The sequence below is a fragment of the Streptomyces sp. NPDC090741 genome, from assembly GCF_044769045.1.
Lineage (GTDB): Bacteria > Actinomycetota > Actinomycetes > Streptomycetales > Streptomycetaceae > Streptomyces.
The window spans coordinates 78603-100941 of sequence record NZ_JBIVXF010000023.1 but is presented as its reverse complement, the minus strand read 5'-3'; the positions used below and the strand labels follow the sequence as shown (position 1 = coordinate 100941).

At 67.5% G+C, this 22339-nt stretch carries 14 protein-coding genes; 8 read left to right on the top strand and 6 right to left on the bottom strand.

Annotated elements, in window-relative coordinates:
• Positions 1-351 precede the first annotated feature (351 nt).
• A complete protein-coding gene (locus tag ACIQU4_RS39275; protein WP_403741716.1) occupies positions 352-579 on the bottom strand; it encodes a DUF6233 domain-containing protein in 228 nt (75 codons plus the stop codon).
• Between ACIQU4_RS39275 and ACIQU4_RS39270 the strand changes: the two genes are divergently transcribed.
• Positions 490-1107, top strand: a complete 618-nt coding sequence (locus tag ACIQU4_RS39270) for a hypothetical protein (protein ID WP_403741744.1) — start codon at positions 490-492, stop codon at positions 1105-1107. The two genes, ACIQU4_RS39275 and ACIQU4_RS39270, sit on opposite strands and share 90 nt — an antisense overlap.
• Positions 1108-2102: 995 nt before the next feature.
• Here ACIQU4_RS39270 and ACIQU4_RS39265 read toward each other — a convergent pair.
• Together ACIQU4_RS39265 and ACIQU4_RS39260 are read right to left on the bottom strand one after the other, a co-directional pair.
• Positions 2103-2738: a restriction endonuclease gene (locus ACIQU4_RS39265; RefSeq protein WP_403741713.1), complete on the bottom strand. Its 636-nt coding sequence runs from the start codon at positions 2736-2738 to the stop codon at positions 2103-2105.
• A gap of 136 nt (positions 2739-2874) precedes the next feature.
• Positions 2875-3084: a hypothetical protein gene (locus tag ACIQU4_RS39260; protein WP_403741710.1), complete on the bottom strand. Its 210-nt coding sequence runs from the start codon at positions 3082-3084 to the stop codon at positions 2875-2877.
• A gap of 201 nt (positions 3085-3285) precedes the next feature.
• Between ACIQU4_RS39260 and ACIQU4_RS39255 the strand changes: the two genes are divergently transcribed.
• Positions 3286-3756: a hypothetical protein gene (locus ACIQU4_RS39255; protein ID WP_403741708.1), complete on the top strand. Its 471-nt coding sequence runs from the start codon at positions 3286-3288 to the stop codon at positions 3754-3756.
• Between the two features lie 181 nt (positions 3757-3937).
• The gene (locus tag ACIQU4_RS39250; RefSeq protein ID WP_403741705.1) at positions 3938-5134 is read left to right on the top strand and encodes an integrase; all 1197 of its coding nucleotides are present in this window, start codon (positions 3938-3940) and stop codon (positions 5132-5134) included.
• An 812-nt stretch (positions 5135-5946) separates the two neighbouring features.
• On the opposite strand, the gene ACIQU4_RS39245 is transcribed toward ACIQU4_RS39250, so the two are convergent.
• On the bottom strand, positions 5947-11685 hold the full coding sequence (locus ACIQU4_RS39245; RefSeq protein ID WP_403741701.1) for an RHS repeat-associated core domain-containing protein: 5739 nt from the start codon (positions 11683-11685) through the stop codon (positions 5947-5949).
• Positions 11686-12836: 1151 nt separating this feature from the next.
• Between ACIQU4_RS39245 and ACIQU4_RS39240 the strand changes: the two genes are divergently transcribed.
• Together ACIQU4_RS39240 and ACIQU4_RS39235 are read left to right on the top strand one after the other, a co-directional pair.
• Entirely contained in the window at positions 12837-15731 is a 2895-nt protein-coding gene (locus ACIQU4_RS39240; RefSeq protein ID WP_403741699.1) for a VCBS repeat-containing protein, read from the top strand.
• An 89-nt stretch (positions 15732-15820) separates the two neighbouring features.
• Entirely contained in the window at positions 15821-16249 is a 429-nt protein-coding gene (locus ACIQU4_RS39235) for an adenylyltransferase/cytidyltransferase family protein (RefSeq protein ID WP_403741696.1), read from the top strand.
• A 104-nt stretch (positions 16250-16353) separates the two neighbouring features.
• Here ACIQU4_RS39235 and ACIQU4_RS39230 read toward each other — a convergent pair whose 3' ends face one another.
• Together ACIQU4_RS39230 and ACIQU4_RS39225 are read right to left on the bottom strand one after the other, a co-directional pair.
• On the bottom strand, positions 16354-16893 hold the full coding sequence (locus tag ACIQU4_RS39230) for a GNAT family N-acetyltransferase (protein WP_403741693.1): 540 nt from the start codon (positions 16891-16893) through the stop codon (positions 16354-16356).
• A 339-nt stretch (positions 16894-17232) separates the two neighbouring features.
• A complete protein-coding gene (locus tag ACIQU4_RS39225) occupies positions 17233-17436 on the bottom strand; it encodes a hypothetical protein (RefSeq protein ID WP_403741690.1) in 204 nt (67 codons plus the stop codon).
• Positions 17437-18387: 951 nt separating this feature from the next.
• On the opposite strand from ACIQU4_RS39225, the gene ACIQU4_RS39220 reads away from it, so the two are divergent.
• From ACIQU4_RS39220 to ACIQU4_RS39210, 3 genes are all read left to right on the top strand, one after another.
• The gene (locus tag ACIQU4_RS39220) at positions 18388-19959 is read left to right on the top strand and encodes a hypothetical protein (RefSeq protein ID WP_403741687.1); all 1572 of its coding nucleotides are present in this window, start codon (positions 18388-18390) and stop codon (positions 19957-19959) included.
• Between the two features lie 188 nt (positions 19960-20147).
• The gene (locus tag ACIQU4_RS39215) at positions 20148-20831 is read left to right on the top strand and encodes a hypothetical protein (protein WP_403741685.1); all 684 of its coding nucleotides are present in this window, start codon (positions 20148-20150) and stop codon (positions 20829-20831) included.
• Positions 20832-21183: 352 nt separating this feature from the next.
• Positions 21184-22272 carry a selina-4(15),7(11)-diene synthase gene (locus ACIQU4_RS39210; protein ID WP_403741741.1) on the top strand — a complete coding sequence of 363 codons (1089 nt, stop codon included), beginning with the start codon at positions 21184-21186 and terminating at the stop codon, positions 22270-22272.
• Positions 22273-22339 lie beyond the last annotated feature (67 nt).

Here is a 22339-nt window from a genome sequence, read left to right as displayed (position 1 = left end):
GAATCTCAGATTCACCTCAAGAGCGATGTTTGATTCAAGCCAGCACTCTCCTTAAATGACCGCACATAATCAGATACGAATCTCGGCGTTTTCCGGCGGAGTGATTCCATGCTTCGTCACACGTGGATCAGGGACCCCACCTGGGCCATCAGCATCACGCCGGGTCCTGGTCGAACCTCGCGAACCACAGCCGCCGCGCTCCCCATGCGCCGCCTTCCGGCCGCACAGCATGGTGTCTGGAAGGGCTCAGCCCGCCGCCGACCCCGTGCGCTCCCCGAATCCGGGGTGAAGCCTCTTGCGGCTCTGACACTGGCAGGTCCACAGCGGCCTCCTGACGAGCGCCAGGCCGGGTCAGGGATCGGTGACGCCGAGCTCGCGGCCCGCGCCGCAGACCGCACATGTTTCAGCTGCGGGATGGCGCAGTGAGTGGAGGGCCTGGGCGCGGGTGGCGGGCCGGGTGCGGTCCGTCGCGAGGCGGCATCCGGCCGTGTGGACGAGGACGGCGGTGCGGCCGTGGCCGAAGCCGAGCTCGATGACCTGAGCAGTGTGAAGGTCCGGGCGGTGAAGGCCGTGAAGCATGGCATCACCCCTGCCTGGCACACCGACCGGGAAGACTACGCACGGCGCAGCGACACCCAGTGGACTCGGAGCAACAACCTGCCGGCGCACGTCATCGCAAAGACGGGTGACCTCCGCGTGATCTCCGGATACCGTGCACTGGACTTCTGGCTCTGCGACCTCCGGGCTCTCTACCCCTGCCCGGATGGGGTCCGCCGGTGCGGCAAACCCCACGTCACTCCCAAACCGCGCGACGTACTTTTCGATGACCTCGTGCGCCAAACGGCCGCCGGAACGATCGTACCCGTCGAACTTCGCAGGGGAACAAAGCTCGACAGGTTCTGGGTGACGAGCGTGGACCGCGACCGGCTGAACGACCTCCAGGACGGCGTCATCGAGATGCCCCCGGCACCAGGGGATGCCGCCGTTGCGTCCAAGTCCAGCCCGAGAGAGCCCCCCTGTCGGCCCTTCGGCGCTTCTGAATGGAGCCGCGGCTCTGACTTCCGCTCCTCCCCCGCGAGAAGGTGGTGGAAGCCCGCATGGCGCTGAAGAGGCAAGCCCTCCCCGCCTGCGGCGTCTTCGCCCCGCGGCGGCATCCACCAAGCGGACCGTGAGCGGCGCGGCGACCATCCGGTTCAGCGTCCCCGAGGAGGACACCGCCGACGACTGGCTGATCCTCTGGTACGGCGGGACGTCACGCATCTCGCTACAGCTCGCGGAACCCGGTGGTGCCAAGCTCACTGGCCCGGTCGCACCCGGCGACCCCGTGTACAGGGCCGCGCTGGCCAGGCGGACTGAACCTCGCGATGTCAGCGGCGACACAGGGGCGCAGGCCGCTGTCCAGTTCGCCTGCGAGTGGCAGAGCATGAAGGGACGTCAGGGCTTGCTTCGCATTCAACGGCACAGTGCGGGTTCGCGGGGGTCAGCGCCGCAAGGCCGTTGCCTCACCAAAGCGCGCGGCGCCCACCGTGCTGCTGCCGTAAAAAGCACTGTGCGTTCGCTATCCGGGCATGTGCCCGACTCCGGGCCCTGCAAGTTTTCCCCACGGGACAAGACAAGGGCCCAGCCGATGGCCTGGCCCTCGCTTGTTCTGCTGATCTACCGGGGTAATCCGCCCGGTGTGGCCACGGCGGTTGCCGGGGCCGACGGGTTCGACGTCTGCGTCGCGCCCCCGCCACCTGCGGCGGCCGCGGCCGCCGGAGCCCCGATTCGCCGACGGTGAGGCCGCACGTAGGTACCGTCCGCCCGGTAGTGCCCCCGCACACCCGTGGTCAGCACCACGTCCGGCGGGAGCGGAGGACGAGATGCCGCCCGGGACGACGGAATGGTACGAGCCGACGTGGGCCGGCTTCGCCGCGAGTGCGGCCGGACGTAGGTGCCGTCCTTGCGGTAGTGACCTCGAACATGAGCCATGGGTGGTCCATCCCTTGACGAGTCGGGGAGGTGCACGACGACGGCCCGCTCGGCCGCAACCTCCCAAGGTAGACCCGCCCACTGACAACGCCAGGGCCACGCACATCGCGTAAGGGCAGTCCCACTTGCCCCTAGGAGAGGGGGGACCGGCGCCGCGGCGGAGGTACAGCCCGCAGCAGCTCCCACAGGGGGCGCGAGCCGGCGGCCCACTCGGCGAGCACCCTGCGGTCCACCAGGTGCAAGTGCTGGGACTCGGCGAAGTCCACGGCGTTGCTCGTGATGCGGCCATTGGTGAGCATCACCAGGACGTCGCCGCTGTGGACCTGGCGGCCGGTGCCGTTGAGGACGTGGAGATCGGGGGTACCGACCGGCTTCCCGGACCAGCCGGCCTTGCGGTGCTTGCACTGGATCACCCAGCGCCTCCCGTACGGATCGGTGGCCTTCACATCCGCGCCGTTGTCACCGCGGCCACCGACCCGCTGTGCGTCGGCGCACCCGTCCCGGTGCATGAGGTCGCGCACCGCGAACTCGAACTGCGTGTGGTGCAGACGGTCCAGCTGCTCCACCGCGTAGCGCAGGCCCTGCGCGCGAACCTGGTCCCATCGGGCTGCTTCCCCGCGCCGCCACATCCAGGCCCCGCACGTCCCGGCCGCCGCCAGGACGGCGAGGACCACGACCCACGGGTGCTCGGCCAGCCACCGCAGCGCGGCGGCCGCCAGGCTGAGAACGACCGTGACCGCGAAAGCAGCCAGGAGCACCTGCCCCATGTGCTGGTTCTTCCGCCGCCGGGACCGCCGAGCAGTGCGCCGGACCGGACGACGACGCGCACTCACAAGCCACTCCGCACAGGCGACGAGTCCGCCGTATGCCGCCGGAGCGGTGCGTGAAGGGAGTTGGCCAAGGTCACTGGCCCGCCTGGGAGATACCGCTGACGAGCTGACCGAGGAAGCCGGCGATGCCCTGGCCGACGCCGGTGGGGGCAAGCATGATGCCCAGCGCCAGGACGATGACCACGGTCATCTTCTCGTCGAACCGGCTCCGGGCTTCGGTACGCCGGCGCAGCCGCAGCGCAACGATGACCACCAGCAGTACCGCCACGTTGATCGTCAGCAAGCGCCCAGCCCCCCGCCAGAACCGGGGCAGCGGACGACAGCCCCGGCTTCTTGTCTAGCGCGAGGTCAGCGGCGAAGTGGCCAGAATGCCGGGGATTGGCGGCAATGCAACGCGCTGGCCGAATTCAGCGGGCGTTGCCCGCTGATCTTGTGATCCTGAAAACCCGTACGCGGTGTACGGCTGCGGCTTAGGGTCGTGGCCATGGAGCCCACTTCACCGAGCCCGATACCCACCTCTCTCCACAGGCCAGGGCAGCAGATAGTCCTGTTCCTCGTGGGGTGTGTGTTTGCGCTGTTGGCCGGTGGGATGCTGATCAGCGGGTCGGTCGCCGGAGATCCCTTCGGCATAGTGCTCTACGTCGTCATTGGCGCAGGCAGTCTCTGGATTGTGTTCCGCAGCTGGGTCATGGGAGTAGAGATCGACTCCACGGGTCTGACCGAACGTGGCCTGGGACGATCGAAGGTCGTTCCGTGGTGCGCGATCGCCACGGTCATCACCGGTGCTGGTCCCGGCTTGGCCCCGTCGCCGACTCCCGGCTTGGTCCTCAAGAACGGTAAGCAGGTAGGACTCGGCGCCATCGCCTCGTCCTCCAGTCGTGTCGTCGACCGCGACTTCGCCCTGATCAAGTCCCTACACACCACCCACGTCACCGACTGCCCCAACTGCGCGTGAGTGCTGCGGCAGGGTCCAGCCCCGCGCCGGTACGGGGTTGGAAGGCGGTCTACTGCCCAGCATCACAAGATCGCGGGCTTCCTACCCGTGTGGGTCACGCGGCTACTCACCTCCCCCACCCTCGTATAAATTCCCTTATACAAGGGTGATTGTCCAGGAACGATCGTCAGGGGAGAGGCTCATGACCGGGCATCAGGGGTCGACGGGAGAGATGCCGGCCGAGGAGGACGAAGTGCTCGAAGCCGAACTCGTCGACGACGCACTGCTGCCGGCCACCGTCCCGCCCGCAGCGGCGCCTCGCCCCCTGCTCGACCGGCACACCATCCTCCAACCGGGCGAGGCGGTACCCACCGAGGCCGACGCACCGACGTACACGCGCCGGGACTTCGAGGTGTCGCCGACGACGGCGGAGCGCCTGAAGAACAAGGCCGCGCCAGCCAACACCAACCGCAACTACAGCAGCCAGCGCAGGAACTTCGCCGAATGGTGTGAGGCTATGGGCCGGGTGGCGCGGCCCTGCACGACGGCAACGTACGTGGAGTGGGTCGCCGGCCTCATTGCCCGCGAGATGGCTCCGAACACGATCCGGACATACATGTCCGGCGTCCGTACGTGGATGCCGGAGGACCAGCGGCCGGGGACGACCGAGGCGCGCGGAATGCTGGCCGAGTACCGCAAGGAATGGGGCAAACGGAACCGTGTCCGCAAGGCGCCTGCCATCACCGAGCCGATGCTGCGCGCCATGGTCGACACCTGTGACCTGCGCACACCAGCCGGGCTGCGGGACCGGTGCGCGCTGCTGGTGGGCCGCGGCGCCCTCAACCGCCGTATCGAGCTGGCCGACCTGGACATCGACGACGTCGAGGTCGAGGACACGGGGGTCGACCTCTGGATCGCCTACTCCAAGACCGACCAAGAGGGAAAGGGAGAAAGCACGTTCATCCCGGCCGACCTGGCCGGCTCTCCCCTCTACGATCCGGTGTCGGCCGTACGGGACTGGCTGAGCTGCCTCCACCGGATGGGCATCCACGAGGGCCCGCTCATGCGCGCTCTCACCTCAAAGGGCCGCCTCCAGAACCGGGCGGCCGCGACCGCCCGGGGCGAATACGTCACGGGTGACGCCCTCAACGACTGGATTCGCCACCGCGCCTACCTGGCCCGGCTGTCCGGCTGGCACCTGATCACCTCGCACGGCCTGCGCCGCGGCGGCGCCCAGGAAATCGCGGACGCCGGCGGCGACCCCACCCACCAGGGCCGCTGGAAGCCCGGCTCGGCGACGGTAAAACGCGAATACCTCGACCGCGCCCAGTCCCGCTCCCAAAACCCCTGGCACAAAGTCCAGGCCGCACGCCGCAGCGCACGGGAAGAGACACAATGAACGTGATCGGGCGGTCGCCCGGCACAGCGAGGGCTGGCGCCCCCGAGCCCCAGCCCCTCACACCGGACGGACCTGCTTCGGCAGCTCATACGAGAAGCCCAGACGGTACTCCATTAGCGTCTGAGAGCCCGCGCCCAGGATGATCCTGCGCTGATGAGTCGAGAGGTCGCACACCACTCTCAACGGCACGCGATCCTCGCGGGTTGGGGGCGCCGCCCAATTCCTGGATGACGCCGCACTGCCCTTCTCACCTACGCAACAACCCGTCCACCTCGACTACAGAACTCGAAGGCCAGGTGTGCGAAGAAAGTGGTCCATGCCCGCCCACTCGAACAGACATGCGCCAAGGATGGCATGTGCAGTTGGAGTGGGGAGTTCCCAACTTCCGGCTCTCCGTACACCTTTGAGCTCACCGCTATCCGACAATTCGATACGCAATCCATTGACCGAGAAGGCCAAATCAACCACCTCCCCAAAAAGTCGGACTGAGCGTTTCGCCCGGGAAAGAGCCGAGTGAGTTGCAATTTGGCACGCCTTGCCATCCAAGACGGCCACAACACCTCTCCGGAGCAACTTGCGCGAAAGGAACCCAGGAGTTGCAAGTCCGCAGACCTTCAATCTAGGACCCCCCGCAAGAGAAAGGACCCAGTCCTCCCATGCGTCGGCGGCGGACTCGGGATTGCTGCGATCGCCTGGGCCCCGAGCCAAGGAGACCCGACCAAGAGGCGTGCTCGCGCTGGCATAGAAACCCTCTCGGTGAGCTGGCGCAAGCCAAACAGCCGAAGAGACTTCCCGTATGAATTGCAATTTCCTCAGCCTCCGCTATATCCGCGCCTCACGGACGCCACGGCTCGTGAGGCGCCCCGGCCGGCGGCACTCACTCCCTGACTGATCCCACGACCGGCAGCCGTGGCCCCTCTCCAGGCCAAGAGTCCGCCGACAACGAGAGGGCTCTTCCCCTCATTCTTGTACCGGAATGCGCCTTGGAAGGCTCCACTGGACGCCGATTTGACAAGGTACCCAACTGCTTCCCCACCTGTTGTCTCATGACCCATCGCCTTATCTGCAATCAGATGGGCCGGAGTTCCAACCATCGCCCCCACTACCGCACCCGCGACGATGCACCCAAGTCCCGCCGTACCAGCACATATCGCAATAGCGGCAGTACCCGCAATAAATGCGACACCGAAGTTGATGGCCTGATGGATTATAGCGCTCTTATGTTTCTCCCACCAGCTCTTCTTACTGTCTGTCGCACGCTGGACGGCTTTCGCCTTGGCTTGCGCTACGGCTTTCGCATTGTAGTGATAGACCTTGTAGTGAGCCGGGTTTGCCCGGTAGGCCCGATACCGCAGTTGAGAGCTGTAGTCCTTGCGCGGGCTCTGGTGCCAGATCCAGGTGCCGCTCTTGTAGGTGTAGCCGGCGGTCATGCCCCGGTCGTTTGCCCAGCGTTCGTCGTTGTACGAGGCGCCGCCGGCGGGGCCGTCGGGGCGGAGGCCGTCGGGGTCCGACTTGGTGACCGGGTTGTTGTGGGCGTAGCTGTAGGCGTTCATCTGGGCGGGGTCGCCGGTGTCGATGATGGGGTCGACGGAGAGGAAGCGGCCCAGCGTGGGGTCGTACTCGCGGGCTCCGAGGTGGGTGAGGCCGGTGGGGTCGTTGGTGCCGCCGACGAAGCCGCGGGGTCCGAAGGCTGAGGATTGGTTGGTGCGGAGTTCGCCGAACGGGAGCTGTTTGCGGCGGGTGACTGCGAGCGTGGTCAGGGCGATCGCAGTCATCGCCGTGCCCTGGTGGTCGGAGATGAGGTAGGAGACTTCGGATCCGGTGCGGACCGCGACGGTCTGGCCGGCGTGGGTGTAGTAGCGGGTGCCTGTCTTGGCTCCGGTCGCCGACGCCTTGAGCTCGTCGCCGTTCGGCAGGGACAGGATGCTGCTGCCGTCCGGATTCTTGGTGACGAGCCGGTCGCCGTCACTGTCATAGAGGTAGCTGGTGGTCTTGCCCGCTTCGGCGAGGGTCTTGAGGTGGCCTTCGGTGTCCCAGGTGAGGTCCTGGGCCTTCGTGCCGATGACGCGCTTCGTCGTGTTGCCGACCTCGTCGTACTTGAAGGTCGACGTGCGGCCGTTGTCAGGGCCGCCCGTGACGGTCGCCTGCTGGACGCCGTGCGGGAGGCCCGTGTTCGGGGCCGAGTGGGCGTAGGTAGTGGCTGCGCCGGCGAGCTGGTCGGTCTGGGTGGTGCGGTTGCCCAGCTTGTCGTAGCCGTAGGAGAGCCAGTAGGCGTCCGGACCGCCGACGGTGCCGGTGGACGGGGCAGAGGCGCAGTCGGTCTTGGCTGTCCAGGCCGAGGTCAGGCGGCCGAGTACGTCGTTGGCGAAGCACTGACGGTCGGTCGAGGCATCGGCATCCTGGCCGCTGACCGTGGTCGTACCGGTGATGTTTCCGGCCGGGTCATAGGTCCAGGTGGTGTCATCGACCCGTTGCGGCGCCACGTCACGGTCCACCGTCTGACCCGTGGGCCGTCCCGTGTGCTCGTCGTAGGTCTGAGTTTTGTAGACCTTCTTGCCCAGGGTTCCGCCGAACTCGGTACGGGTGGGACGGTCGAAGGTGTCGTACTGAGTGGAGTTGACCAGCGTCAGGGCACCGGCGGTGGTCTTGTACGGAAGGTGTCCGTCGACGAACACCGTGGTCACGCGCTCGCTGGGCACGTCACCGACGGCGGGGTTGAGGGTCCACTCCAGCGCCCCGGTCTCCTCGTCGTAGCCGTAGCTCCAGGTGTACGTGCCGGCCAGGGGCCCGGCTGCCGAGGGGACGGTCAGGGTGCCGGACGTGGGCTGGTAGCGGTCGGTGTATCCGCCGGTGCTGGTGGTGTAGGCGGCGCCACCGTCATAGCGGGTGGTGGAGCTGAGCTGCCCCTTGGCGACGGTGTCGTAGGTCCAGTCGGTCAGGGTGGTGCTGCCGTTCTTGACGGCGGTCTTCCGGCCGAGCTTGTCGTAGACGGTGGTGAGGGTGATGCCGCGGGCGTCCTTGGCCGAGGTAGGGCGCCCCTCGTCGTCATAGGTGAGGCTGGTCAGCCCCTTGTCGGGGTCGTTGACGGCGACCTGCTGGCCGCGGTTGTCGAAGGTGTAGCTCCAGATGTTGCCCGCGGGGTCGGTAACGGTGGCCGGCTCGTCGTACTTGCCGTACGTGTACTTCGTCGACTGGTAGGCGGTGCGCGCCGGATCGGTGTACTGGCGCAGTTCGGTCTTGCGGCCCTGGGCGTCCGTGATCGTGGTGGACGCGGTGCCGCCCTTGGGCGGTATGACCGTGGTGCGGTCACCGTCGTACTGGGTGACCGTGCGCCACTGCTCGGTGCCCTTCTTCAGGGAGAGGGCATCGGTGACCCGGCCCGTTCCGTCGAAGAGGTTCTGTGCGGCGGACGGGATCTGGTTGACGGAGGTCGCCGTGTAGAGGGTGGCGGAAGGGGCGACGGCGGCGTAGTAGCTGCCGTAGCTCTTCCAGGCCCAGCCGCGGGTGTCGTAGTGCGTCTCGGTCAGGACGCTGTTCGCCGTGCCGGTAGCGGGTGCCTGGGTTTGGCGGGCGCGCAGCAGTCCGTCGTAGAGGCTGAACGTGATGCGGTAGGTGCCGTCCTGCTGGAGGGTCTTGGTGGTGACGGCGTTGGTCTCGGTCTGGGAGATCTTGTACGCGTACTCGGCCGAGGGCTGGGAGGTGTGGTCTGCTTTGGACCAGCCGGGCTGCCAGACCTTGAGGGTGCGTCCGATGCCGTCGTAAACCGCGTCGGTGCGCTTGCCGTTGGCGTCCACCTTGGCGAGGGCGATGCCCCGGAGGGGGTCGTAGTCGGTGGTCGCGGTGTGCCGGAGCGCGTTGGTCACGGTCTCGGAGGTGGGCGGCGCACCGGTGGCCGGGGTGTAGGCCGTGGTGGTCGTGTTCCCGAGGGCGTCGGTCTGGGTCAGCTCCCGGCCGTGTTGGTCGTACGTGTGCTGGGCCGTGGTCAGGAAGCCGGTTCCGGCAATGTCCTGCTCCTCCAGCCGGGTGACATCTCCCTTGGTCGGGGCGGCCGTGAGCGTGCCGGCGCTGTCGTAGTAGCGACGCTCGGTGGAGATGAGGTCGTTCGGCAGGGACGGCGTGGTCCCGCACGGCTTGGCGACGGTCTTGATCTCGGCCGGCAGTGCGATGAGATTCAGGGCAGTGTTGGCCACGTAGGTGGTGGTGGTGCACTCCTCGTCGCCGGTCAGCGCCGTATCGCCGAGGCGGGATTCGGTCAGGACGTGGCCGAAGTTGTCGAAGGTGCGGACCGTCTCGGTGGTGCGCCATCCAGAGCCGACTGCGGTGCGGGTCTGCTCGGCCTTGCCGGCGGTGCTGAGAGCCTGGCGGTCCGGCAGTCCCTCGGAGCGCTTCTGGATCGCAGTGGGCGCGGAGACTCCGGGCTCGAAGCTGGTCGCGGTTTTCAGGGGGCCGCCGTCACCGTCGTAGGCGGCTTCCTCCCTGGTCATACCTGCGAAGGCCGGGTTGTCGGCGACAGCCGTGCCGGTGCTGTCCTTGACGGCAGCTCCGTCGATGCCCCGGAAGTAGCGGTACTCCTTCAGCGTGGCCTTGTCGGGCGCTGCACCGGTACGGACCTGGACGCGGGCGTAGCCCTTGCGGTCGCTGTACGTGAGGTGCTTGGCCTCGGTGAACTCGTCGTCCTTGGCCATGGCCCATGCCATACCGTCGAGGTAGGCGTAGTCGGTCTCCTTGGCAGGAGCTCCGCCGGTGTTGTCGCTCTCCAGGATCTGGGTGACGACGTACGAGTGGAACCAGTCCAGGTACGGCTCGTAGTTGGCCTGGGGTGCGTCTGGCGGGGACCACTTGACCGGGTAGCAGCGGCGGGTGTTGGAGGCGGGTGACGGGACGTCGCCCGCCTTGCAGTCCTGCAGCGAGTAGGTGATGCCGAGGGTGCCGCCGGTCTCGGTGGTGATTCCGTAGACGCGGTATCGCCACATGGCCGGGACCGGGTCCGGGCTTCCTCCGGTGGTGGCGCCCTCAACGCGGTTGGGCAGGGTCCGGCCCTGGAAGGTGACAGCAGGGAGAGGGGTCTCTCCGGTGCCGGTGTAGCCGGTACGGGTGATCGAGGCCAGCCACAGCGGGGCGCTGAGGCTGTCACCGGTCGGCGGGAACTGGTGTGTCAGGGACCAGGAGTCGACCGGCTTGAAGGCACCGCCGGAGAGGACGGAAGTGTCGATCTTCGTCAGGCGGACCTTGGTCCAGAACGAGGGCGAGTAGAGGTTCTTGCACTCGCTGCCGTTAGCGCAGTACTGGTCGAACGGAACGTCGGGCCAGTTCTTGGCATGGGCCGCGTCGAAAGTGCCGCAGTCGCTGAGGCAGCGCTCGGCGTAGGTGAAGTCGACCTTGGCCGTGGGCTGGGCGTAGTGGTTGTCGGAGCGCAGGCCGTACTCGATGCGCTTGAGATAGCCGCTGCGGTCGTAGCTGGTGGCGGTTGCCTTCCCGGTGTTCGGGTCGACGTTGCGGCCGTAGTTGTTGGTCTCTTCGGCCCAGTAGTAGGTCATGGCGTCGCCGTGCGGATCGACCACGGCATCGAGATTCCACCGCCAGGCTTGCTGGCACCATGCGTCCTCGAAGGCGCTCTTGTAGCAGGGCTCGCCGGAGTGGTTACCGAAGACCGGAACGGTCCAAGTGGAGCGGGTCTCCTCCTTTCCCGTGGTCCAGCCGGGCGGACGGTTGAGGCCGAAGAAGTACTGCGTCCCGTCGGGGGTGGTGACCTTCCAGTGCTCGCCGTCGTTGTCCCCGTTGTTGTTGGTGGTGCTGTTGAGCCGGACGATCTGGGTACCGTCGTCGGACTCCAGGTGCCAGGCGCCGGTGGCCGTGTCGCGGATCAGCTGGTTGGTGCGACCTCCGAGATTGATGACGGCATTGTCCGTCTTCCAACAACGGTCGCCGACCTTGGCCGTGGTGTTGTTGCTGCCCGCCTTGTCGTCGGAGCAAGACGCGTACTGGCGCTCGATGTAGCCCGGCTCCATCGACCAGCCGTCGCCAATGGCGTTGGCCTGGTTGTTGGTGGTGGCGGTGCGTCCGTCGACGGACTGGGAGCTGTAACCCAGTTGGAGCTTGGGGCCGACGTCACCCGGCACGTCCGGGGTTGCGATGTCGTAGTTCCAGGTGAAACCGCCATTGGAGCCGCCGGCTGCCCAGGCACCGGATGGCGCGAGCGAGGTCGCCTTGAAGTCGCCCGCGGACCCGGCTGCGGCGGCGGTGGCGGCCAGCAGGGTCGGGGCCCCAGAGGCCTGGAGCGGAACTGTGGCCGCGAGGGTGGCGGAGGCCGTGTCGTTGGTGGTGGGAAGTTCCCGGGAAACCGCACAGCCCGGAGCCTGAGGTGTGGTCTGGGCACAGGCCGGGAGTTCACGAAGGCGCAGTCTTGACGCCCAGTCACCACCGTAGGCGTGACGGAAGCCCTGGTAGTCCAGCTCGACCTTGACCTCACCCGCGTTCTGCTGGGGCTGGACCGCCAGGACCACGCCCTCTACTCCGAGGTCCCGAGTCGCCTTGCGGTCCAGGACGCGCACCTGGACCTGGTCCCCCGCACCAACCGTGCGGCTGCTCTTGGAGACACGGACCGGGCCGGCACCGAAGCCTCCGGCAGGAGGGGCTGTCTGGGCTCCTTTGAGTAACGAGGTCCTGGGTGCGCCAAGCGCCTGCCTCGTGGTTCCGGGCTGAGGCCAGGTCACATCCGGGGCCTTGACCGGGACGGAACGCTGCTTCCCCTTGGACGCTTTGGTGGAGTCCGCAGCTCTGGATGGCACGGACTGTACGGGAACAGGATCGGGCTTTTCCAGTTTCTCCAGCGCAAGTTGTGCGGCAGCAGCCATCGGCGCACCTAAGAGCCCAGCAAACAGAAAGCTCGTCAGCAAAACACCTATCGCTTTGAACCAGATCCTTTTGCGCACCACCGGCGCGCGCCAACTTCGAACCATGGATATCCCCCCAGAGATCGCACGAATTTTCGGACAATAGCATCGGCCACCGACAGGGGTGGGCCTCAAAGCCTGTTCACCTCGCACCAATCCGGTCGACGGGTGCGCGAGAATCCCCAACCAGATGACCCATCTGCCCAAATATCAGCCGCTTGCATCCAGGTAAATCCAGCCAATTTCGATCACCAGAACGATCGGCGTGGCGTGGCGACCGCACGCTTCGCAGCACACAGCAACCCTGCCTACGACGTCCACCCAGCAGGCTGCCAAACGGCAGAACCTGGTCGCCGAAACAGCAGGAGCCGGGCTACATTGCCCCTTCGAAGGTTCACGCCCGCCACACCAGGACGTGCACCACACCCCTGCAAGACCGTCGGGGAGGAAGTGCGGTCATGCAGGGGGCGCAACGCCGCTTTAAAACGGCTAGCAATCCGGCAGCTCCTACTGCCATCGGGGGGATCCGCATCAAAACGAAGCCATCCATCGCGGGCGGATTCCTTTCCATACAAATCAAAACAAGATTTGCGAAAGGGAATCCAGTGGCAATCAAATCCAAGCACCCCTCGCGAGGGGGCGGAAATCGCCGTCGAACGCTCGGCTCGACGATCGTCTCGGTCGCAGCCGTGCTCGCTCCCGCGTTCTGCGCCATACCGGGTTCAGCGGCTTCTGCGACCGAACGGCCTGCGGCCCCACAGAAGGAAGAAGCTCGCGCGGTCGCCTCGGCCGCGGCCACTGGTCAGCGAGTGGAGGTCCTCTCCCAGCGCAGCGAAAAGGCTCAGACCTTTGCCAATCCGGACGGCTCCTTCACCCGCGACAGCTTCGCGGTGGCCCAGTTCGTCCGGCAGGACGGCAAGCTGCTCCGGTTCGACACCCGACTGAAAACGAACAGCGACGGCTCCCTGTCACCTCGGGTCGCCGCCGTCAAAGTAGCCTTCTCCGGCGGTGGCACCGGACCCCTGGTGTCGGTGGAGCGCGACGGCCGCAGCATGTCCTGGAGCTGGCCGAAGCCGCTCCCGAAGCCGACCGTCGAGGGCGACAGCATCACCTATGCGAACGTCCTTCCGGATGTTGACCTGAAGCTACGTGCGGGCACGGCCGGGTTCAGCCAACTGCTCGTCGTCCGCACGGCCAAAGCCGCGGCCCTCCCCGATCTCGCCATCGTCAAGTTCCCGTTAACCACGAAGGGGCTGAACGTCCGTACCGACGACGGTGGCAACATGCGAGCCACCGACCCCGCCGGCCACGAGGTGTTCACCGCCCCCACCCCGCTGATGTGGGACAGCACCCCACAGCCGTCGGCCGCCGCGCTCGGCGCGAAGTCGGCCCCCGCTCTGGCACCACCACAAAATGAGTTCGAGGCTCCGCCGGGCGCCCGTGACTCCTCGATGGCGGTGAAGGTCGGCGGCGGCGAACTCACGCTGACTCCGAACCCCGAGGTACTGAAGGGGGCGGGGACCACCTACCCCGTCTACATCGACCCTGCGGTATCCGGAGCCCGCGAGGCCTGGGCGATGGTCAGCAACCAGTACCCGAACGGGTCCTTCTATAACGGCAACGGCTGGCAGGAGGGCGACGGCGACAGTGTCACCGACTACGCCCGGGTCGGCTCGCCGGGTGACACGCTGTCCCGAGCGTTCTTCCAGATGGACACCAACAACCTCTGGGACACCAACAAGACCATCACCAGCTCGGTCTTCCGCATCCAGAACAGCTACTCCTACTCCTGCCAGGCTCGATCGGTCGACGTCTGGCGCACCGGCGGCATCAGTTCCTCCACCACCTGGAACAGGCAGCCCAACTGGGAGATGTACCTGGCCAGCGTCAACGAGTCGAAGGGCTGGAGCTCCTCCTGCCCAGGAGGCAACCTCGCATTCGACGTCACCGCTGGTGCCCGGGACTCCATCACGTACCGGTGGAACGCGCTCACCCTCGGCCTTCGCGCCGGCAACGAGAGCGACGCCTACGCCTACAAGCGCTTCGATGCCCGCACGGCCGTGATGTCCACCACCTACAACACCGCGCCGAACACACCCGCCTCACTGGACACCGTTCCGAGCACCGGTTGCAAGACCACGGCCCCCTTCGGCCTGGTCGGTGACACCGACATCTACTTGACCGCACAGGTCTCCGATGACGACGGCGGCACCGTGAACGCGCAGTTCCGCCTGTGGGGCGACAACGACACCGGCGCCGGCGGGATGCTCGTCGACCAAACGGTGGCCGCAACGTCGGGCACCGTCGCCACGCTCAAGGTTCCCAAGTCCACGTTGGAGGCCAAGGAGGCTGTAGCCAAGGGAGTATTCCGCTGGTCGGTCCAGGCGAGCGACGGAATCACGACCTCTGCCTGGGCTCCCTCGGGTGCCCTCTGCGGATTCCTCTTCGACTCCGACCGGCCCTCGAACCCGCCGACTGTCAGCTCTGCACAGTTTCCCAACGGTTCCAACGGATGGCCGCTGAACACCGCCCAGATCCGCACCGCGGGCACCTTCACCTTCGCCGCCAACGGCGTCGGGGACGTCACCCGGTACGAATACTGGACCGACAGTGACACCACCCATCGATTCGTCTCTCCCGCCAGCCCCGGCGGTAGCGCCACCGTGAAGGTCACCCCCACGGTGGTCGGTGCCAACCGCCTCTACGTAGCCAGCCGGGATAAAGCCGACAACATCTCTGACCAGCAGGTCTACCTCTTCTACGCCAACGGTCTGACCGTGCCCGACAAGCCACGGGACATCAACGGCAGCGGTGGCGCCGACCTGTGGGCGATCAGTGGCTCAGGCCAGCTGACCCGCCACTTCGGAGCCTCTGACGGCAGCCTCACCAAGGCCGCCGAGCCTGCAGCAGCAGGTGACTGGACCGGTGCACAGATCACCCACTACGACGACTGGACGGGCGACGCTTTCGTCGACCTCATCGCTCTCCAGAAGGACGCCGCTTCCGCCAACCAGCGTTTGTGGCTCTACGAGAACGACGGAACCGGCGGCGTCTGCGCCACCAGCTGCGCCGCACACCCCCGGACCGAACTCTCCGTATACAACGAGGCCAACAACCACTGGAAGAACGGGGTCAAGCAGATCCTCGCCATCGGTGACATCGATGGCCCGCTCGACACCGACGGCAACGGCACTCCCGACGTCCCCGGCTACCCCGACCTGGTCGTGAACGACGGCACCAACCTGTGGCTCTACTACGGTGCTCCCGGCAACCGGCTCGACTCCACCCGCGACCCCCTGCTGCTCGCCGGGCCGAACGACCCGATCGCGGCCGGTTCCACCTCCCTCAACGAGGTCACGCTCATGGCCGTCGGGGACTTCGACAGCAACGGTCGCAACGACCTCGGCGTCCGCTTCGAATCGGCCAGCATCGGCAAGCTCTTCGTCTACTGGGGAGGCGACAAGACCGGCGCGGGCATGGCCGACCCGGCCCACCGCGGCCAGTACGCCGCGCACCTCAACTGGAGCATCGAAGCGGCTCCGCTGATCACCGCGGCTCCCGCAGCCAGCAGCCTGGGGAAGATCGGGTACTGGGTCACCACGCCCAGCTCCGGAAATCTCCGCTTCCTGACCAACTTCACCCAGCCCACCAGCGCCTTCACGGTCGCCGCGACGGACTTCGCCGGCTACCAGCGCCTCAGCTGACAACCCGCGTCCGGGTCCGGGGCCTGCCGCATATCGCAGGCCCCGGACCCTGCCCGTCCTACTCTGGCACCACAGGAAGTCCCCGTCACATGTCCAAGATCATCGGATACGCATCCGGAGTGTTCGACCTCTTCCACGTCGGCCACCTCAACCTCCTCAAACACGCCCGCGCCCATTGCGACCACCTCGTTGCCGGGGTCCTCACTGACGCGGCTGCAGGCCACAAAGGTCACGCCCCTGTTGTCCCTCTCCCCGAGCGCCTCGAAATCGTCCGTGCCATCGCGTACGTGGACGAGGCCGTCGTCGACACCACGCTCGAGAAGATGGAGGCCTGGCGACAGATCGGCTTCCACCGCCTCTTCAAGGGCGACGACTGGAAAGGGACACCCCGGGGCAAGCAATGGGAGCAGGACTTCGCGAGCATCGGAGTCGACGTCGTCTACCTCCCCTACACCGCACACGTTTCGAGCACCAGCCTGCGGCGCATCGTCGAAGTACTCGCCAGCTCCCGGCGATGACCGCTCTCCCACACACGTCAGCCCCCGTACGGGCCCTTCCGGGTCTGTACGGGGGCTGCCAGGTCTACCGCTACTTCAGCAAGGTGCGGAGCAGTGTCTGCCCGTCAGGTGATCATCGAGTGCAGTTCGGCGAACTCATCGGCGAGCAGGCCCATCATCACGACATCGTGGTGCCGGCCGGAGAGGTACACGAGCTCACGCAGTCGGCCCTCCTCAACGAAGCCGAGCCGCCGATGGAGAGCCAGTGATGCTTCGTTGTGCGCGAAGATCCGCACCTGGCACTTGTGGTACCGGTGCTCGGCGAACATGAAACGAAGCAGCAGCACCGCGGCTTCTGCCGCATAGCCCTTGCGGCGGTGCTCAGCGCCGATCGTGATGCCGTACTCGAACCAGCCCGAACGCGCGTCAGCCTGATGCGAGCCGACGGCACCGACCGTCTCCCCCGTACCGACGGCTTCGACCCCCAGCTGGAAACGGTCGCTGTCCCGCTTGCCAGTCGCCTGTTCATTGGCCCAGGCGCGGTATCCCTCGACGGACCGAGGCGGGCTGACCAGGTCCCCCAGACCCTCCTCGTCCTCCGCGAAACGCATGAACGCAGCCGCGTCATCAGGCTCGATACCGCGCAGACGTACACGCTTGCCCACCCAAAACGATTTCATCCCCTATTGGATCATTCCGGGCTCCCCGAGTCCAGGCCTTCAATATGCCCCGCTCGGCCTGTGAACTGCGCTTTTATGGTCAGTTGGGGGCGGGTGGGCGTTGGCCGCCCGGCCGGGATGCTGTTGGCGAGACGGAGGGTTCCGGTCGACTTCAAGGCGGAGCCGTGTCCGTCGGCCGGTTGGGCCGTCAGAGTCCACTCGTAGTTCCGGCGTACAAGCGGCTGCCCTTCTGGTCGGTGCCGTCCCAGGAGATGTCGATCAGTCCGCGTGCCTCTCCGCCGCTGCGGACCACCGAGGTGATGCCGGAGGCCGTACTGCGTACCGTCAGCTTCCAGGAGGGGAGGCGGCGGGCTTGGACAGCCACCAGCGGGTGGTGCCGCTGGTGGGGTTCTTGGGTGTCACCATCGCCGGGATCGACTGGTCGATGGCCGTCAGAGGGCCGGTCTTGCCGGTGACACCGACCAGGTTGATGACATCCCCGTCCACCTTCTCGTCGATGTAGGCGAATCCGCCGCCGAACCGGTCCACGGTCCTTTCCTTGCCCGGCTTTCGGGCCCGGACGCCTGTCGGCGGCTCCTCTCCAGGGGCTGGGTGGTCGTCTGCTCGACCGCCGTGGCTGCCGCCGTCACCGCTGCCGCCCACTCGGTGTGGGAGGCCTTGCGGTCCTCTTCGGCTGCGATCCGGCAGCGGCCACACAGGCCCTGTGTCTGACGGGCCGGCCAGGGGTCGTCGTGGCCCGGGCAGGTCCCGTCGTCCGCGGAGTCGCAGCCGGGCGGCCTCGATGGCGCCGACGGTGTGGTGGAGGTTCGTTCGGCCTCGGCTGACCCGCCATCACCAAGCCCTGGAACGACGGGCGATGGCCTGGCCGACCCTGCGGAGCAGCCGATACGGTGCCTGTGATCGGATAGAGGGAGGGGACAGCCTTCCCCCGAAAACCAAACAGGCCCGGAACGGGCCTGTCGGTCCGTCTTCCGGGTGGCCGCCCGGGCCGACGGACGCACACCTGGACCAACGACGGAGAGGTGCGCTCATGATCAGCGTACGGGGTGCGGCACCACTGCCGCACCGTGCAAGGCCCCCGGATCGGGGCGGCGGTCTCCAGACCGCCCGAGAGGCCGGCCCGCAACACCAGCCTCTCCTCTGACATATCTGCGGCCGCTCTCCTTTTGCAGAAGGAACGGCCGCCGACTCTCGCCCGAGTCATTGCTCCACCAGCGATGAACCCAAACCCACTCGCTGAGGATGCTCCGGCTGACGTGCGCAACCGCGTCGGCTCTGCCACGGGTACGACGCAAAAGGGCCGCCGTCCGCATCCCGGACCGGCCGCGCTGCGCCGTACCCGCGCATGGTGCATCCCCACGCGTTCGCCCCAAGGGGGAATGCCCTCGTGCAGCGCCCGGACTTCAGCACATCCATCCACCTCGCCTTGCCCGCTCTCCCAGGCCACACCAGCGCGCCCACCCGAGCCGGGGTGAGCCGGTGAAGAAGCGCAGCGGGCGGCCGGCACGGTTTGCGGCCGTACCCAACGACACCATCGACAACGCGGTGGCCATGGACCTCGAAGCCCTGGGACTGCTGGCGGTACTGATCCGGCACCAGGACGGGTGGGACATCCAGCTGGCGACGATCGCCCGGAAGTACGGCTACGGCCGTGACGGGCTCGCGGGCGCCATGGGACTGCTCCAGGTGGCCCGGTATGTCGTCAAGATCCGCATCATGGCCTGGAAGGGCAACGCGTGGTCCACCGAAGTGGTGGTGTACGACACCCCGGCCACGGACGCGGAGGTGTCCGCCCTGCTGGACTCGGTCGAACGTGAGCCGGACGTGCGGCAGGTGCAGCTGATCGAGCCGACGCCCAAGGCCCTGGCCGCGGCCGCCAAGCGCCGGGCGAAGCTCTCGGCGGGGAAGCCTGCGGGCAAGCTCAACATCACCGTTCCCCGACACCCGGTTTCCCGGGAGTCGGGGCTGACCTGCGATAACGATTCAATTGACCAGGTCGTCCCCGACTCCCGGGATTCCCGGGTGTCGGGGAACGCGGGAGTCACTAAGAAGACTGTCAGCCAGAAGACAACAGAAGACGATCAAGCGCCTGCGGCGCGAGCCGCTGGTGACGCCCGCAGGGCTGGTGCGGGTAGTAACGCGCGTGCAGGCGCGGGCGGCTCCGCCGCGTCCTGCGGCGCCGGCGCGCCGACCCCGGGGGCTCGGTCGGCGAAGGGTACGAGGACCGGCCGCACCCGTATGTCGGCCGCGCAGGCCGCCGCGGTGGCCGCGGTGGAGGCTGCCTGGCCCGAGGCCCTGGCCCCGCTGCTGCCGAAGTACCGCCCGGCCGTGCTCCGGGACACCATCCTGGCCGCCTTGGACGGCGGTCGGACCGCCGAGCAGCTGGCAGACCGGGTGCGGCGCCGGTGGTGGAACCACGGCTACGCCATCGACGCGGCCCACGGAGGCAAGGGGATCGGCTCCGCGGTCGGCGTGGCGGTCGGCCTGGTCCGCCCGTCCACGGACTGCCCGGACCCTATGTGCGAGGACGGCGCCCGGATCCACGTGGGCCAGCAGGACGTCTGCCCCAAGTGCGAGGAACGCCGGGCGCAGCGCCGGGCCTCCCGGCGGCAGGGGCTCGTTCCCGGCCCCCGGGCGGCTGCGCCGGCCGCGGTGTGGTGGGAGTGCGAGGGCACCGACGACAGGGGCCTGCCGTGTGAGGCGACCGGGAAGGGCACGAGGCCCGAGGACGGCCTGTGCTGGAAGTGCCATGGCCGGGCCGAGGCCGAGGTGATCGAGCGGGCCGTGGCCGGCCTTCGGGCCGAGATGGCGACGGAGTACGCCGCCCAGGCCGAGCGGCTCAGGGCGGCAGTCCGGTGGGGGGCGATGCCGGCCGACGCATACGCCGAGCACGCCGAGCGGGAAGCGGCCCGTGACGCGGAGCTGCGGGCCCGGCAGGCGGCCGAGGTGGAGGACACTCGGCGCTTGCGCAGGCAGCTGGCCGCGAACCACCCTGAACTGGCAGCGTACGCACAGCAGACCGAACCACCGGCCGCAGCAGCCCCGTTGTAGCCCTTGCCTGCCCCGCTGAGCGCTTCACGGCCCGCTCCAGCCCTTGACTGGGGAGACCGCTGAAAGCCCCTCAGTGGGGCGTCCGTGGCTTCCTGTTGCTCGACAGGAAGACCACGGACGTCGTCATCCGGCTCCCCGGGCAAGCCCGCATGGAAGACTGGACCATATGCGGCGACGAAGGACGAGGAATGGCTGACGACCTCTGGGCGCATGAGTACATACACGGCATGCCGATCGCTACGGACCGCAGGGTGGCTTCGGACCCCGTCAACGAGCACCGTGACGCGATCGCGGCCCTGGAACACGCCATTGGCCAGGGGTTGAACCAGCCCCCGCTCGGAGCCTTCACCGAGGTGCCTGATCGCCCAGGCACCGTGATCGAGAAGTGGACCCGTCGGCTCGCGAAATCCGAGCCGACAGCGCTTCACGCCCTTCTCGTGATGGACGGTTCGCCTGTCGACGCCTGTTTCATCGACCCGCTGACGGGCATGCCGACCCTCCGCAGCCCAGACGGGGCAGATGGGCAACCCATTTGGCGGTTCTACGCCCCTTTGTCGCTTCCTGCTGACGGGGAGGAACTCGCGTCCGTGACCCTCTACCACACCGTATGGATCACGACCAGCGGCGGCCACGTCCACCCCACCCCCTGCGACCCTTTCGAACAGCCGGCTTGGGACCGCTGGGGCGGCACGCCCAGTCGGACCGCAGCTGTCGTCGACGCGCTGCTGGACGATCTCGGGGCCACGGTTGACTCCGTCAGGCACCACGTCGGTCCCAAGGGTCTGTCCGAGTTGCTCAGCAGAGATCACATGTACTGCGCCGAACTCAGTCGTGACGTGCTCCTGGAGGCGCGCCGACGCCCGACGGCCTAGCGCGGTTTGGCGCCAAGCTCTGCCAGCGGGCCGAGACGGTGTGACGATCACGCGCGTCAAGAGAACCGCCGAGGACCGGAGGACCGGAGGAACCGGAGGGGGCTGGAGACGCGCATCCGTCAGCACCTCGCCGGCCGCGAGGACGTGGACATGCCCTACGCCCCCGATTTGAACCGAGGGCCGTGCATTCAAGTGGAAGCATGAGCCTGCTTGGTGCATTTGGTCGGATCGTCCCACTGGATTGAGCCATGCTCATGCCGCATGATCGCGAGTCGAGGTGCAGAAACGGGTGTGGAGCCTGTGCCAGGCGGCGCAGGCTTTGTCACCCGCGACAGAGGAGCCCCCACTCGTGATAGCTGTCCCGCCGTTGTTCTCACCCATACCGCCTGCCATTCACCCCTGTCACGCAGCGGTCAACGCACAGACCGCCGCCTGGGCGGAGACCTTCGAGATAGGGTCCGTCGACCTGCGCCGCCGACTGGTGCGGCACGAGATCGGCGTTTTCGCGGCCCGGATACTGCCGCACGGGCGCGAGGAAGTGGTAAGGGTCGTCGCGGATTTCGTGATGTGGCTGTTCGGCGTGGACGACGGCTACTGCGAGGAAGGCGTCCTCGGCCAGCGTCCAGGAGATCTTGCAGGAACGATGCATCGGCTGCTGCGGGTGGCACAGAACCCCGAGGCGCCCCTTCTCCTCGACGACCCTCTGGCAAGCGGGCTGCGCGACCTGCGGGCCCGCGTGGACATGTACGGGACGGACAGTCAGGCGGCCCGCTGGGTCGCCAACTTGCGCGAGTACGCCCTGTCCGTCGTATGGGAGGCGTCCCATCGCCGTGCGAACACGGTCCCGGCCCTGTCGGACTACACCCTGATGCGGCTGTACGACGGTGCGACGACAGTCATCTTCCCGCTGCTGGAGATGGGGCACGGATACGAGCTGCCGATCAGCGAGCGCGACGACAAGTCCGTCCGGGCCGCCGAGGAGATGGCGTCGTTCGTGATCACCTGGGACAACGACATCCTCTCCGACCACAAGGAGCGGTCTGCGGACGGCTACCACCTCAACGTCCTGCGGGTCCTGGAGGAGGACGGGCTCGGCCCGCAGGAGGCGATGGACCGGGCCATCGCCCAGCGCGACCGCGTACTGGGCACCTTCATGCACCTCACCGACCACCTCTCCGCGGTGGGCAGTCCGCAGATGCGGCAGTACACGGCCGGCCTGCGGAGCTTCGTCCGCGGGTCTCTGGACTGGGGCGTCACATCGGTCCGGTACACCACCCCGGACGACCCGGCCGACCTCCCCACGGCCTTCGCCCAGAGACCGACGGACGACAGCCCGGAACCCCTGGGGATCGAGGCGGTCTCGTGGTGGTGGGACGTGGTGCCGGCGGGCCGTCCCCTGCGAGCGGCCCAGCCGCTCGGCCTCTCCGGTCTGCGGGGCTGACCGGACCGCGGAGGCCGACGGGGCCGACAGGGCCGACAGGGCCGACAGTCGACCAGACTGCGGATCC